Annotated in this window: 13 protein-coding genes; 6 read left to right on the top strand and 7 right to left on the bottom strand. The window is 69.8% G+C overall.

Translation table 11 applies throughout. The features are described from left to right. The first annotated feature begins 57 nt into the window (after positions 1-57). Both ACFV2O_RS20535 and ACFV2O_RS20530 read left to right on the top strand, forming a co-directional pair. The gene (locus tag ACFV2O_RS20535) at positions 58-774 is read left to right on the top strand and encodes a response regulator transcription factor (RefSeq protein ID WP_379253167.1); all 717 of its coding nucleotides are present in this window, start codon (positions 58-60) and stop codon (positions 772-774) included. Further along, the gene (locus tag ACFV2O_RS20530) at positions 771-2,312 is read left to right on the top strand and encodes a sensor histidine kinase (RefSeq protein WP_379253166.1); all 1,542 of its coding nucleotides are present in this window, start codon (positions 771-773) and stop codon (positions 2,310-2,312) included. The genes ACFV2O_RS20535 and ACFV2O_RS20530 overlap by 4 nt, the downstream gene beginning before the upstream one ends. Before the next feature lie 296 nt (positions 2,313-2,608). Here the strand turns inward: ACFV2O_RS20530 and ACFV2O_RS20525 are convergent, their stop codons facing one another. The 3 genes from ACFV2O_RS20525 to ACFV2O_RS20515 form a co-directional block, all read right to left on the bottom strand. Continuing rightward, positions 2,609-3,409, bottom strand: a complete 801-nt coding sequence (locus ACFV2O_RS20525; protein WP_379253165.1) for a PIG-L deacetylase family protein — start codon at positions 3,407-3,409, stop codon at positions 2,609-2,611. Between the two features lie 22 nt (positions 3,410-3,431). Continuing rightward, a complete protein-coding gene (locus ACFV2O_RS20520) occupies positions 3,432-3,827 on the bottom strand; it encodes a hypothetical protein (protein WP_379253164.1) in 396 nt (131 codons plus the stop codon). A gap of 79 nt (positions 3,828-3,906) precedes the next feature. After that, positions 3,907-4,110 carry a hypothetical protein gene (locus ACFV2O_RS20515; RefSeq protein ID WP_379253377.1) on the bottom strand — a complete coding sequence of 68 codons (204 nt, stop codon included), beginning with the start codon at positions 4,108-4,110 and terminating at the stop codon, positions 3,907-3,909. On the opposite strand from ACFV2O_RS20515, the gene galE reads away from it, so the two are divergent. Together galE and ACFV2O_RS20505 are read left to right on the top strand one after the other, a co-directional pair. Further along, positions 4,100-5,365, top strand: coding sequence for a UDP-glucose 4-epimerase GalE (gene galE / locus ACFV2O_RS20510; protein WP_379253163.1), 1,266 nt, complete (start codon positions 4,100-4,102; stop codon positions 5,363-5,365). The two genes, ACFV2O_RS20515 and galE, sit on opposite strands and share 11 nt — an antisense overlap. Positions 5,366-5,739: 374 nt before the next feature. After that, on the top strand, positions 5,740-6,300 hold the full coding sequence (locus tag ACFV2O_RS20505; protein WP_379253162.1) for a hypothetical protein: 561 nt from the start codon (positions 5,740-5,742) through the stop codon (positions 6,298-6,300). 10 nt (positions 6,301-6,310) lie between these two features. Here the strand turns inward: ACFV2O_RS20505 and ACFV2O_RS20500 are convergent, their stop codons facing one another. Both ACFV2O_RS20500 and ACFV2O_RS20495 read right to left on the bottom strand, forming a co-directional pair. Then, the gene (locus ACFV2O_RS20500; protein ID WP_379253161.1) at positions 6,311-7,636 is read right to left on the bottom strand and encodes a cryptochrome/photolyase family protein; all 1,326 of its coding nucleotides are present in this window, start codon (positions 7,634-7,636) and stop codon (positions 6,311-6,313) included. A 156-nt stretch (positions 7,637-7,792) separates the two neighbouring features. Further along, positions 7,793-8,416, bottom strand: a complete 624-nt coding sequence (locus ACFV2O_RS20495; RefSeq protein ID WP_379253160.1) for a lipocalin family protein — start codon at positions 8,414-8,416, stop codon at positions 7,793-7,795. Positions 8,417-8,655: 239 nt separating this feature from the next. Here ACFV2O_RS20495 and ACFV2O_RS20490 point away from each other — a divergent pair, with 239 nt between their 5' ends. Beyond that, positions 8,656-9,501 carry a MerR family transcriptional regulator gene (locus tag ACFV2O_RS20490; protein WP_379253159.1) on the top strand — a complete coding sequence of 282 codons (846 nt, stop codon included), beginning with the start codon at positions 8,656-8,658 and terminating at the stop codon, positions 9,499-9,501. Positions 9,502-9,864: 363 nt separating this feature from the next. Here ACFV2O_RS20490 and ACFV2O_RS20485 read toward each other — a convergent pair whose 3' ends face one another. Further along, positions 9,865-11,214: a TIGR01777 family oxidoreductase gene (locus ACFV2O_RS20485; protein WP_379253158.1), complete on the bottom strand. Its 1,350-nt coding sequence runs from the start codon at positions 11,212-11,214 to the stop codon at positions 9,865-9,867. 365 nt (positions 11,215-11,579) lie between these two features. Here ACFV2O_RS20485 and ACFV2O_RS20480 point away from each other — a divergent pair, with 365 nt between their 5' ends. Further along, complete coding sequence (locus tag ACFV2O_RS20480; protein ID WP_379253157.1) at positions 11,580-12,386, top strand: nuclear transport factor 2 family protein; 807 nt, start codon at positions 11,580-11,582, stop codon at positions 12,384-12,386. A 91-nt stretch (positions 12,387-12,477) separates the two neighbouring features. Here the strand turns inward: ACFV2O_RS20480 and ACFV2O_RS20475 are convergent, their stop codons facing one another. Beyond that, on the bottom strand, positions 12,478-13,401 hold the full coding sequence (locus ACFV2O_RS20475) for a sterol desaturase family protein (RefSeq protein ID WP_379253156.1): 924 nt from the start codon (positions 13,399-13,401) through the stop codon (positions 12,478-12,480). Positions 13,402-13,447 lie beyond the last annotated feature (46 nt).

The following is a 13,447-nucleotide window of genomic DNA, read 5'->3' as shown; positions in this document are numbered from 1 at the left end:
AGGAAATACCCAGCTTGCTCGCAGGTCGCTCCGTGCCTGCGGCGCAATCATGGGATCATGACCGGCACCGAACCCGAAGCCCGCGTCCTCATCGTGGACGACGAACCGATGATCATCGAACTGCTCGCCGTGAGCCTGCGGTTCCAGGGCTTCGAGGTGGCCACCGCGCTCAGCGGAACCGAGGCGCTGGACCGCGTGCGCACCTTCCGGCCGGACGCGCTCGTCGTCGACGTGATGATGCCGGGCATGGACGGGTTCGGGATGCTGCGGCGACTGCGCGCCGACGGGGTCGACGCCCCCGTGCTCTTCCTGACCGCGCGTGACGACGTCGACGACAAGCTCACCGGCCTCACCCTCGGCGCGGACGACTACGTGACCAAGCCGTTCAGCCTGGATGAGGTCATCGCCCGGCTCCGAGTCATCTTGCGCCGCAGCGGAATACAGTCCGTCCAGGAGAACGCCAGCAGGATGTCGGTCGGCGACCTCGTGCTCGACGACGACAGCCACGAGGTGTGGAAAGCGGGCGCGCCGGTGTCGCTGTCGCCGACCGAGTTCACCCTGCTGCGGTACTTCATGGTCAACGCGGGCAAGGTGCTGAGCAAGCCGAAGATCCTCGACCACGTCTGGCGCTACGACTTCGGCGGCGACGCGGGCGTGGTCGAGTCGTATGTGTCGTACCTGCGGCGCAAGATCGACACCACCGAACCGAAGCTGCTGCACACGCTGCGTGGCGTGGGATACGTGCTGCGCGAACCGCAGGCGAGCCGGACGTGAGCGTACGGGAGAAACTCGCGCGGCGAGTGTCGGCGGTCCCGCTGCGGATAGGGCTGGTGATCGTGCTGCTGCTGTTGACCGCGGCGGCGTTGTTCGCGTCGGGCGCGGCGGTGACCTCGGCGCTGAGCCGATCGCTCACCCAGCGCACCGACGAGCAGCTCTACGACGCGGCACGGCAGTGGGCGGAACCGCGTCCGATGCGCCAAGTGACGACCAGCGACGGTCGAGTGCAATGGCTTCCGGCCGATCTCCCGGCCCTGCCGGTACAGCCGAGATCGGCGGGCGAACAGCCGCGCCGGTTCTTCGAACTGCGTACCGGCGCCGACGGGCAGGTGTATCAGGACCTACCGGGCGCCAACAGCGCCGCGGGCAACCCGGATCTCAGCGGCGCGAAAGCCCACACCCCGCAGACGGTGGGTTCCGCGGACGGTTCCTCGGTGCGCTGGCGCGTACTGACCACCACCAACCAGTACGGCTCGACCACCATCGGCCTGCCACTCACCGACAACCAGGAGACGGTATCGCGGCTGATCTTCTTCGAGATCGGCACGGGGGCGGCGGCACTGCTTGCCCTCGGCGCCGTCGGCTACCTGGTCATCCGGCGCAGCCTGCGGCCCTTGCGCGAGGTGGAGCAGACCGCGGCGGCGATCGCAGGCGGCGACCTGCACCGGCGGGTCCCGGTGCGCGGCGTCGACACCGAGGTCGACCATCTGGCGCGGTCGTTGAACGAGATGCTCGCGCAGATCCAGCACGGCGTGGCCGCGACCGAGGCCTCGGAGGAAGCGGCCCGCCGCTCGGAGACGCGGATGCGCCGCTTCGTCGCGGACGCCAGCCACGAACTGCGCACGCCGCTGACCACGATCCGCGGTTTCGCCGAGCTGTACCGTCAGGGCGCCAGCAGCGACGCGGGGATGGTGGTCGGCCGGATCGAGGCCGAGGCCGAGCGGATGGGTCTGCTGGTCGAAGATCTGCTGTTGCTGGCGCGACTGGATGAGAAACGCCCGCTGGAGCGCAAACCCGTCGACCTGCTCGCCCTCGCCGGCGACGCCGTGCACAACGCCAGGGCCATCGCCGCCCGCCAGAAACCCTCGCCCGACGCGCCGGATCGCCCGATCACACTGGCACTCGGCGACGGCGAGGGAACCATGGACGTCATCGGCGACGAGGCCCGCCTGCGCCAGGTACTGGGCAACTTGCTCGGCAACGCCCTGACCCACACACCGCAGGAAACGCCGATCACGGTGCGGCTCACGGCCGCTCCCGATCGTGTCCGGGTCGACGTGATCGACGCGGGCCCCGGCCTGTCTCCCGAGGCCGCCGCCCGGGTGTTCGAACGCTTCTACCGCGCGGACGCGTCACGCACCCGTACCAGCGGCGGCGCCGGCCTCGGCCTGTCCATCGTCCAAGCCCTGGTGACGGCCCATGGCGGACGGGTGTCGGTCGACAGCGAACCGGGCCGCGGTGCGACCTTCACCGTGGTGTTGCCTCGGGAACCCGCCGATACGCGCTCCGCAGGTGAGCGCATGCCACCGCAGTAGGCCGCCGCGAGAGAGGCTTCCGCGCCGAACCTCACCGCTCACCTGACGCAACCGTCGAACACCGGTCGGCTTCCCGTTCACGCGCGGGCAACCACCGACCGTGCTCTATCGGCATCGACGCACCGGCTGGTAGCGCCCGGGTTCGGCGCGGTCCCAGCGGCGCTCGTCCGGATCCAGTCGGACCAGCCCGCGCATCACGACCCGCGCCGGAATCGAATGCTGCTTGCTTCGGAAAATCTCGTCGGCGCAATCGCACAAGTAACGCGGTGGGTCGCGAACCTGAGAGGGCACACCGCTCAGCGGGACGCGGGCCGGAAGATGTCGTCGAGCGGAGTTCCCGAGGTCGAGGTAGCGCCTTCTTCGGCGAACCACTCCCAGCGCATCACCCGGGCGAGCACCGGCGTCGGCATGCGGAGCAGCACCTTCGCGATGGCCGCGAAGCGGCTGGAGCCCTCGATGATCGACCGGTGGGCGGCCAGAGCGGTCTTGCGACGGGCGGCTTGGGCGGAGACGTCGATCCGGTGGGTGATCGCCGAACGTGGACTGTAGAACGAGTCGAGCACCGACAAGTCGTAGTGGAAAGGAAGTCCCAGCCGCGTCAGCGAACGCACGAGGCGTGCGTAACCATCGCGGGGCAGGGTGGCGTCCAGAACGCGCGGCACTTCAGCGAATTCGGCCGCGCGTTTGCCCACTTCGTGCACGCGGATGTGGTCGCGGTGGCCGTACCCTCCGTTGCGGTCGTAGCTGAGCAGGATCTCCGCGTTCTCCTCGCGCAGGATCGCGGCCAGCCGACGCGCCGCGTCCTCGGGGTCCGCGCGGGCGAATCGCATCCGGTCCGGCGGGTCGGCGTACAGCACCGGGCCGTGCCCGCTGTCGGCGTAGCCGAGGTGCGCTACGCGGTGCACGCCGAGGGCGGCGGCGCTCGCCTCCAACTCACCGAGCCGCAGCGCCTTCCGGCCGTCGAGATCGGCCATATGGCCGTCGGTGGCCACCACGATGACGGTCCGGTGCCCGGCGGCGGACAGTCCGGCCAGCGTCCCGCCGGTCAGCAGCGTCTCGTCGTCGGGGTGCGCGTGGAATGCCACAACGGTCGCCATCGCACCAGTGTGCCAAAGACATTCACAGCAGATCCCTGGCCAGCCTGGTCGCGCCGACGAGCATGTACCCGCCGGTCAGGGCGACCAGCGCGACCGCGGTCGGCCGGGGGACGTCGCCGCGCAGGACGCGCACCCCGCCGTGTGTCGTGTCGAGGATGTCCACCAGCAACGCCAGGCGCTGCCAGCGCGGCAGCTCCTCGGCGGGCGCGGTGAGATACCCGAGGCCGAGCGCGATCGCCCGCGCGCCGAAGATCCGGGCCATGTAGTCGAGCTCGGGCGTGGGCCGCACGCCGAGCGCCGTGGTCAGCGTCCGCGGGGCCACGAGCGCGGCCGAGCCCAGCGCGACCCGCCCGAGCGCCAAGCCGCGCAGCGCACCGGCCAGTGCGGAGCGGTTTCGCCGCCTGCTGTTCGTCACCATGATCCGAGCCTCGCCCACAATGCCGATCAGGTCGATTACCAGCGAGGTAATCGACCTGATCGGCGGCGTGTCGAAGGACTCAGGGCAACGGGACCCACTGGTTGAAGAACCAGAATCCGTGCGGGCTCGGCTGCGGGTCCTGGTGGTGCTGCTCGGGAACCGGGCCGCGGCCGTGGTCACGATCGTCGTGGCCCGGATCCGCGCTCGCGACGCCCGCGCCGACGCCGACCGCCGCCAGAGCGATGCCTCCGACGGCCGCGGCCTTCGCCACCTTGGACTTCAACGCCTTCATACTCGTTCTCCTTGGTATCGGCCCGTGGGGCCATCGGCCGGACTTCGACCGCGAGAACGATGCTCGGCCCGGGATCTCGAGGGAGCCCGATACTGCGCTGGGAAATAGCTGGCAGCCGGATCGATATCTCCAGCGAATTCACAGCTTAGACAGCGTTCCCCGGCCGGGCTCGGACGCGATGATGGTTCGGAACCCGGACCCGGCCGTCGACGCCCTCGTCACGGCCTACCCTGAGATCTTCCGCCAGCCACCCCAGGAGAGGACATCCGTGAAGCTTCTCGTCACCGGCGGCGCCGGCTACATCGGCAGCGTCGTCGCGCATCAACTCGTCGACGCGGGCCATGAAGTGGTGATTCTCGACGACCTGTCCACCGGCTTCCCGGCGAACCTTCCGCCGCGCGCGACGTTCCACGAGCTGTCGATCCACCGCGTCGCCGATGTGCTCACCCCGGCGGCGGGCTTCGACGGCGTGCTGCACTTCGCCGCCAAGATCGAGGTCGCCGAATCGGTCGCGAATCCGGAGAAGTACTGGTGGAACAACATCGAAGGCTCGCTCGCCCTGTTGCGCGCCGTTCGCGCCGCGGGCACCCCGCGCCTGATCTTCTCCAGCACCGGGTCGATGTACACCGGCGACGGCAGCACACCCTTCGACGAAAGCGCCGAGGTGCGTCCGGCCAACCCGTACGCGGCGACCAAGGCGACGGTGGACCTGATGATCGCGGGCGAGTGCGGCGCGAGCGAACTCGGCGCGGCGTCGCTGCGCTACTTCAACGCCTCCGGCGCCGTCGCCACCGGTGACACGCACCTGGGCGAGCGGCACGAGCCGGAGTCGCACCTGATCCCGATCCTGCTGCAAGCCGCTGCGGGACAACGTGATTCGTTCACCCTCTACGGCACCGACTACCCGACGCCGGACGGCACCTGCATCCGCGACTATGTGCATGTGGCCGATCTGGCCGCCGCGCACCTGCTGGCGCTGGAGGCCATCCGTCCCGGCGAATACGAGGTGTACAACCTCGGCAACGGCAGCGGGTACTCCAACCGGCAGGTGCTCGACACGGTGCGCGAAGTCACCGGACGCGATTTCCCGGTCCACTACGGCCCGCGCAGGCCGGGTGACCCGGCCGTCTGCGTGGCCGCGAGCGGCAAAGCGGGGACCCGGCTCGGCTGGAAGCCACAGCGCCCCGACCTCGCCGACATCGTCTCCGACGCATGGGAGTTCCACCGGTCGGTGCACGGCGACTGATCGACCGGGAGAACGATCCAGCGAATCTCCGTGATTCCCGGGCAACCTTCGTCGGCGGGCCCGGGAAACACGAGTCGCTCAGAGGATGAGCAGGATCAGCGCCTTCTGCAAGGTGTCCACGATGCGGCCGATGGTGATCGCGATTTCGACGGTGCCCATGACAGGCCCCTTTCCTCGGACATGGCAAATCCTCGACACATCAATTCAAACGCGCGCGAACGGGATTCGCCAAGCTCGCGCGGGAACGTAGGTGGTCGAGGCGGCTTGATCCGCGTGTCCTCGCTCTTCGAATCATCTGTGTCGCGGCACCGGTCGCGACCGCGGGGCGGAACGTCGCCGCGCGCAAACCTTTCGATCGACCGTCAGGAGCACCTGTGACATCGTCGCAACCGTTGGCCCGGAGACACTCGCACGACTGTTCTCGGCGGGCGGCGGATACGGTCGGGCGGGCCGCGGCGATGCTCGACATGCTTCCCGTCGTTCCCGACGCGGTACACGCTCGGCTCTCGGCACTCGCCGAGGGCATCGCGTGCGAGCCGAACTGCGATCTCACCCGCGCTTTGCGCGATGTCGTGGTCCACCTCGCGGCGACAGCCGAACTCGCCCACCGGCACCGCGTGACGGCGCTCGCGGACGAACTCGCCGAGATCATCGGCATCGTCGAGGAATGCGGCCGGAACACGGCCCGATCGTTCGCGGCACCGTGGGATCCGGTCGGGGCGGCGCGCTATCGCGCCGAGATCCTGCGGCTCGCGGGTGACGCCGACGACGCGTTCCGCCGCTTGTTCGCACGGTGGTACTTCGACATCGACGATCTGGCGGCGATCGCCGGGATGCGGGATGTCGGCGACGAACTGGAGAACGTGATCAGAGCCTTCGAGTCGGTCGCCGACGCCGTGCTCGTCGCGCAGCCGCCGAACGAGCTGTCCGGGTGACTCGGCCCCACTACATCCCGACGACGTCGATGATCGGCGCCGGGTAGTCCGCCGTATCGACGTTTTCCCGCCACGGTCGGTGAATGCGCGCACCGGGTAGATGCGCCAGCTCCGGAATCCAGCGCCGGACGTACGCGCCGTCCGGGTCGTAGCGCTGCGCCTGGCGCAGCGGATTGAGCACCCGGTTGGGCCTGGTGTCGGTCCCCGTACCCGCGACCCATTGCCAATTGAGCTGGTTGTTCGCCAGATCGCCGTCCACCAGCCAGCGCAGGAAGTGCTCCGCTCCGACCCGCCAGTCGACCAGCAGCGACTTGGTCAGGAAGCTGGCAGTGATCAGTCGTGCCCGGTTGTGCATCCAGCCTTCCGCGCGCAGCTGCCGCATGCCCGCGTCCACGACCGGGTGCCCCGTGCGCCCGTCCCGCCAGGCGTCGATCGCCTGCTGGTCGTCGCGCCAGCGGATCGAGCGGGGACGGTAGTCCGACCAGGCCGCGGACGGGCGGGCGGCCAGCAACTGGTGGTAGAAGTCGCGCCAAGCCAGCTGCCTGGCGAACGCGTGGCCGCCCTCGCTCGACATGTCGACCCGGTGCGCCAGTTCCACCGGCGACAAGCAGCCGAAATGGAGGTAGGGCGACAGCCGTGAGGTGGCGTCGGCGGCGAGGTCGTCGTTGTCGCGCGCGTAGTGTTCCACCGGGCCGGACAACCAGTCGCGCAGGATCTTCCGGCCCGTCGTCTCACCGCCCACCGTGAGCTGGGGCGACGTCGGGCCCGCGCACAGCTCGGCCGCGTCCGGCAGCGGCAGGCCGGACACCCGCGGCACCGTGAGGTTGCGCGGCTTGTTCAGCGGCTTGCGCTGTAGCGCGTCGGTCCAGCGCCGGAAATACGGGCTGAAGACCGCGAAGTGGTCGCGCCCCGTGGCGGGCAACAGCGTCTCCGGATCGGCGGCGGTGACGGTGGCGGGATGCGTGTGCAGCAGGCAGCCGCGGCGGGAGAGAAGCTCGCGCAGCGCGCGTTCCCGCCGGCGGCTGTAGCCGCTGACGTCGGCGGCGACGTGCACGCTCGCGGCGCGCACCTGCGCCGCCACGCGATCGACCTCCGCGGCCACGTCACCGCGGCGCACGACCAGGCCGCCGCCGATGGCGCGCAGTTCGTCGTCCAACTCGGCGAGGGCGGCGGCGAGGAACCTGGCTCGGTTGGGCGCGGCGAAGCGGCCGGAGAGGATGGCGTCGTCGAGCACGAACAGCGGCACCACCTCGGCGCCCTCCCGGTGCGCGGCGGTCAGCACCGGATTGTCTCGCACCCGCAGGTCGCGGGTGAACAAAGCGATCGTGACGGTCACCGCACACGCTCCCGACATGCGGCACGAATGGTCATTCTCGAGCCTCCTTCGGACGGTGCGGTCGTGCTCGGCGCCCATGAGGGCCGCGCCGGGACGGCATCGGGCGGCTCAGCCATACCGCGCGACGCGACCCTCGCGAGCGCCGAACACGCCGGATCACCCCGCGCAGAGCGGGACGATGCGCGACTCACCGCCTGTCGTCGGTGAGGTCAGATACAGGCAGGTGTTCTGGCCCGCGGCGGTGATCGCCGCGCGCACCTGCTGCCACGCATCGGCGTCCAGCGACACCGCGCGAGCCAGGACGAATCCGGATGCCCGGCTCGGGTCGGTGACCACCGCCCACGAATAGTCCGGGCCGAGCGCGGTGACGATGTAGTTGGTCGGCCCGTCCAAAGCGTCTTGGGTCGGCACGCTGGGGAAGCTGACGTGCAGTTGCGCCCCGGTCTCCCGATCGTTGACCACCGCGGTGCCGTTGATCTCGTTCTGCGTGTTCGCCCACGTGGTGCAGGTGTTGCGCACCGCGATATTGCCCTGCGGATCGAGCGCGTAGTTCGCTTGCGTGTCCCGCGCGCAGGTGAGGTTGAAGTACTGCGGGATAGCGGCGAGTTGACGCCACGTGCCCAGATACCGCTCCAGTTCGAGGCGCGGCACCGGCGCGGGCCCGGCGACCTGACCGGGCTCCCCGGAGGCGCCCACAGCCGCCAGCGCCGTGACGGACAGGGCCGACACCGCCGCGATGAGCAGGCGGGTGGACGTACGCAGCAGATCGCGACGGTGCACGCTAACTCCTCGGAAATCGGCGACGCGGTCCACATTACCATAGAACGATGCATAATTGATGCAAACAGCTCTTCACGGAGGACCGATGACACCGCGGACAGCGCCCCGGCGCACGGCGACAGCCCGTCGGCTCACGCGCGACCGCCCGGCCAGAGATCGAGGATGACGTGGCGCCGCCGCGCGGACCCGTCGACCGGCCGGGTGGAACGAATCCCGTCGGCGGCGGGCAGAATAGTGCGATGCCCGCCGGTCCCGTCCCCGTGTCCGACGCGGCCGGATACACGGTGCGCGCGGTCGCCGAACGCCTCGGTATCCCGACCGCGACGCTGCGCAGCTGGAACCGCCGCTACGACATCGGCCCGCCGCAGCACCGCCCTGGCAAGCACCGCCTGTACACCGAGGCCGACATCGCCATGCTCGAGCGGATGCTGACCCTGATCCGCGCGGGCGCGAGCCCGGCGGGTGCGGCCGCCGCGGTGCGTGGGCCCGCGCCCACCCTCGGGCGCCGCGAATCGTTGCTGGAGGCGGCCTTCGCGTTGGACACCACCGCGGTCTCCGATCGGATCGAAGCGCATGTCCGCGCGTTCGGCGTGGTGGACACCTGGGATCTGCTGTGCCGACCGGCTTTCGCCGACATCGTCGACCGCCAGCTCAGCGGTGAGGGCTGCATCGATGTGGAGCACTTGCTGTCCTGGTGCGTGATCTCGGTGCTGCACCGGACGAACCCGCCGTCGGCGCCCGTCGGCACGACGCCGGTGGTACTCGCCTGCACCAGCGGGGAAACGCATTCGCTTCCGCTGGAGGTGCTGCGCGCGGCCCTCGCCGAACGCGGTGTGGGGGCGCGGATGCTCGGCGCCGACGTGCCCGCCGCCGCGCTCGCCGACACCTTGGCCCGGTTCGAAAACCCCGCCGCCGTGCTGCTGTGGTCGCAGCAGGAGTCCACCGCGCTGACCTCCGCGGTACGCGCGTGCCTCGGCGCGAGGGCCCGAGTCCTGGTCGGCGGCCCCGGCTGGGAGGCGGTCCTCCTCCCCGACGGCGTGGAACGTGTCGACAGTCTGCTCGACGCCGCCGACCTGCTCGCCTGAGGCGTCGAGATACGCCGGAACGGAACACTCGCCGCGGATCGTTCTCCGGCGCAGATCATGTGGGACCCGATCGATGACTGACGGCACCGATCCTTCTCCCAATATTCGATGCAAAATTGATGCATTACCGACAGGTGTATCGCTGTCGCAGCGCCACAGTAGGAAGACGAGCGATGATCGAGCACACGCCACCGCCATCCCAGCTCTCGCCACCCGTCGGCAGCGATGCGCCGTAACACGATTCGGCCCTCGCCTACGCAACGCCTCGCGTCGACTGCGGCCACCGACCGGACGCGACTCGCCCATGAACGACATCCCGCCGGACCCAGAACCGCCTCAGGCGTCCCCTCGGTGTCGCCCAGGTCAGTCCGCGGGCCTGCCGAGCAAGTGCCGCAGCGCCGGTTCCAGGGCCGGGGTGCGGAACGGGTGACCGGCTTCGGCCAGTCGCGCGGGCACGACACGCTGGCTGGCCGATGCCACTTCCCGGTTGCCTTCGCGCCCCAGTAGCAGCGCCGGACCGAACCCCGGCACCGGCAACAGTGCGGGCCTGTGCAACACGCCCGCGAGGACCGCGGTGTACTCCGCGTTCCGAACGGGTTGCGGAGCAACCGCATTGACCGCACCCGACAACCCGGTGTCCCAGAGCGCCCGATGGTAGACGTCGATCAGGTCATCGATCCCGATCCACGACAGCCATTGCCGACCGTCACCGATGCGGCCGCCGAGCCCGGCCGTGAACAACGGGCGCAACAGCCGCAGCGTGCCGCCGCGCGGGGACTGCACGATTCCGGTGCGCACGCGCACCACCCGCACCCCCGCCTCCGCGGCGGGCGCCGTGGCGGCCTCCCATCCTTCGACCACGTCGGCGAGAAAGCCCGCACCGCGCGCCGACTGCTCGGTCAGCGCCTCGTCGCCCCGGTCGGCGCCGTAGTAGCCGATCGCGGAAGCGCTCACGAACACCGGCACCGCCGCCCGGGCCGCCACTTCGGCGAGTGCGCGGGTCGGTCCGATCCGGCTGTCGGCGATGGCTCGCTTGTGCCCCTCGGTGAACCGGCCCGCGATGGAAGCGCCGGCCAGATGCACCACCGCGTCCACGCCGTCGAGCAGATCCGGCGCGGGCTCGGCGGTGACCCACTGCCTTTCGTCCGCGGCGCGGGGTGGATGCCGGACCAGCCGCACCACGCGATGCCCGCCGGCGGACAGGAACGCGGCCAGTGCCGAACCGACCGTGCCGGATGCTCCGGTCACCGCGACGGTCTTCGACACGAACCCCGCCCCCGCCGCCCGCGCGTGGGCCGCGAGATCGTCGGCGAGCTGCCGGTGACGGTAGGCGAACATGGGGCGCAGCACCGCGGCGGGCACCGGCGCGTCCACCCGGTCCACCACCCGGGTGCGCGTCTCGTCGACGACCTCGAAATCGTGGGTGTGCCGCCACGGCAGCAGCCCGGCGGGCAGCGACCCGATTCCGTCGACGGTCACCGCGTCGACGAATCGGCGCGGCGGGTCGTACTCACGAGGATCGTGCCGGGCCACCCAGCGCAGGCCGCCGGGCAGTCCGAGCACCGCCTGCCCGTCGCGGAGCGAGTCAGATTCGGCGCGGGGCGACACCGGCTGCCAGGGCGGCGCCAGGCGGGTCATGGCGCCGGGGCGCGCGTGCCAGGCGAAAACCTCGGACCGGGGTAGATCGATGACGCTCGCGTACTCGATACCCATGACCCGACTGTAGCCCGAAATCGCCCAAACGCAGCGTTTCCGCATCGTTTTGTCGAAGCTATCCGAGAAAGCGCAGGTAACTACCCGCGACCAGTTGGTCCGATGCAATATCACCGACTCGATAGATTCGCGAGCGGCACAGGCCCCCGAGGTCAGGTTACGAACGGAATCAAGGCTTTCCGATCCACCGGACAGTCGGCGAACTTCTCCAGATCGAAGCCGACGGCGGTGGTGGCGAAGCGTCCGCACCATCGAGTTCCTTGTCGTGCGGAGGCGACCGGCGCGGACGCACCGGAACACGACGCCAGAACTAGAACTTGTTCTACCATGTGTCGAGTCCGGTTCACGTCGACGGAGGTTCTGCCATGCCGCTGGATCACTCGAGCGCAGCGCTGCTGACGGCCGTCGAGGCGTCGCCGCTCGCGGTCGCCGCGCACGACAAGTCCGCGTGGGTCGGCCTGTTCGCCCCGGACGCGGAGGTCAACGACCCGGTGGGCTCGCGCCCGCACGTCGGCCGCGCCGCCATCGAACGCTTCTACGACACCTTCATCGGGCCGAACACCATCGCGTTCCGGGTCGAGCGCGACCTGGTCCATCCGCCGACGGTGCTGCGCGACCTCACCATCGTCACAACGATGTCGACCGGCGCCACCGTCTCGGTCCCGATGCATCTGCGCTACCGGCTGGTGGAACAGGACGGCGTCTGGAAGATCGCCTACCTGGCCGCGCACTGGGAGCTGGCGGGCATGATCTGGCAGCTGTTGCGCACCGGGCTGCCCGGCCTCGCCGCCGCGTTGAAGCTCGGACCGCAATTGATCGTCAACCAAGGCGTCGGCGGGGCGCTGGGCATGCTGCGGGCGCTCGGCGGCGTGGGTCGTCGCGGAAAGCGAGCTACTACAAAGCTTTTCGCCGCCGCGGCGAGCACCGACCTCAGCCGCGTGCGCGAGCTGCTCGGGCAGCGAATCGACATCGAACTGCCCGCGGGCACACCGGTGTCGATGGAGGAGTTCACGAATCGGGCGCGCAACATGCGCTGGAGCAAGGTGATCGCCGCCGGACGCACCGTCACGGCGAGTGTGCGGCTCGGCGCGATACCGGGAGTCGCGGTCGTGGAGTTCGCGACCGATGGCGACGGCATCACGAGTCTGCGGTTCTATCTCGATTCCGTCTGATCCGAGCTCACGTCATCCACCGCTTTCGAACGGCACCGATGCCGCCGGTAGCCGGACGGCTGGTGCCGCCCGGCTACCCGTCACCAGTCGATCAGGACGCGAGCCGCACGGCTGGGACGTGCTCCTCGGCGCGGACCGGCGGCTCGATCGAGGCAGGCGGTGCGGGGTGCTCGGTCCACCCGGGCGGGCCGAAGACGTACCCGAGCCGCCCGCGCCAGGTGCTCGCGCCGCGCACGTCGCGGATCAGCGCCGCCAGTTCGTGGTAGTTGACCTTCAGCGGATTGTCGGTGCCGATGTTCTTGGTGAGGCCATAGCGGACCGGTTCGGACTCGGCGGCGAAGCTGCCGAACATGCGATCCCAGATGATGAGGATGCCGCCGTAATTCTTGTCGATGTAGGGCTTGTTCGACCCGTGGTGCACGCGGTGGTGCGACGGGGTGTTGAACAGGAACTCGATCGGGCGCGGCAGCGTCTCGACCCGCTGGGTGTGGATCGGGAACTGGTAGAGCAACCCGATGCCCTGCAACAGGAAGATCATCCAGGCCGGGAAGCCGAGCAGCGCGGCGGGCACCCACGCCAGTCCACGCAGGATGTTGGGGATCGGGTGCAGCCAGGAGAGACGCAGCGCGGTGGAGAGGTTGAAGTGCTCGCTGGAGTGGTGCACGTTGTGCGCGGTCCACATCAGCCGGACCCGGTGATCGGCGCGGTGCGCCCAGTAGTAGCAGAGATCCGTCACGATCAAGCCGAGCACCCAGACCCACCACGATCGCGGCGACAGGTGCAGCGGCGTGATCGCCGCGGCGACGACGACCGCCGAGAACGGCACCAGATGCTGCATCAGCGGCTTGACCAGCCTGCCCAGCGTGAACGTCGTCACGTTGGATGCGGTGTCGCGGGCCGATCCGCCGTTGCCGGATCGGTCGGGATCACGGCGGTAGGCGATCCACTCGACCAGCATGAGCGCCGCGAATGCTGGGATGGCGTAGGTCAGCAACTCGAACTCCACACGGCCCATGGGTACTCCTTCTTCGTCTGCCGTCGATCCCCGACGCTACGGGCTC

The organism is Nocardia sp. NPDC059691 (assembly GCF_042733915.1).
In the GTDB taxonomy this organism is placed as follows: domain Bacteria; phylum Actinomycetota; class Actinomycetes; order Mycobacteriales; family Mycobacteriaceae; genus Nocardia; species Nocardia sichangensis.
This window is presented reverse-complemented; position numbering and strand designations above follow the sequence as displayed.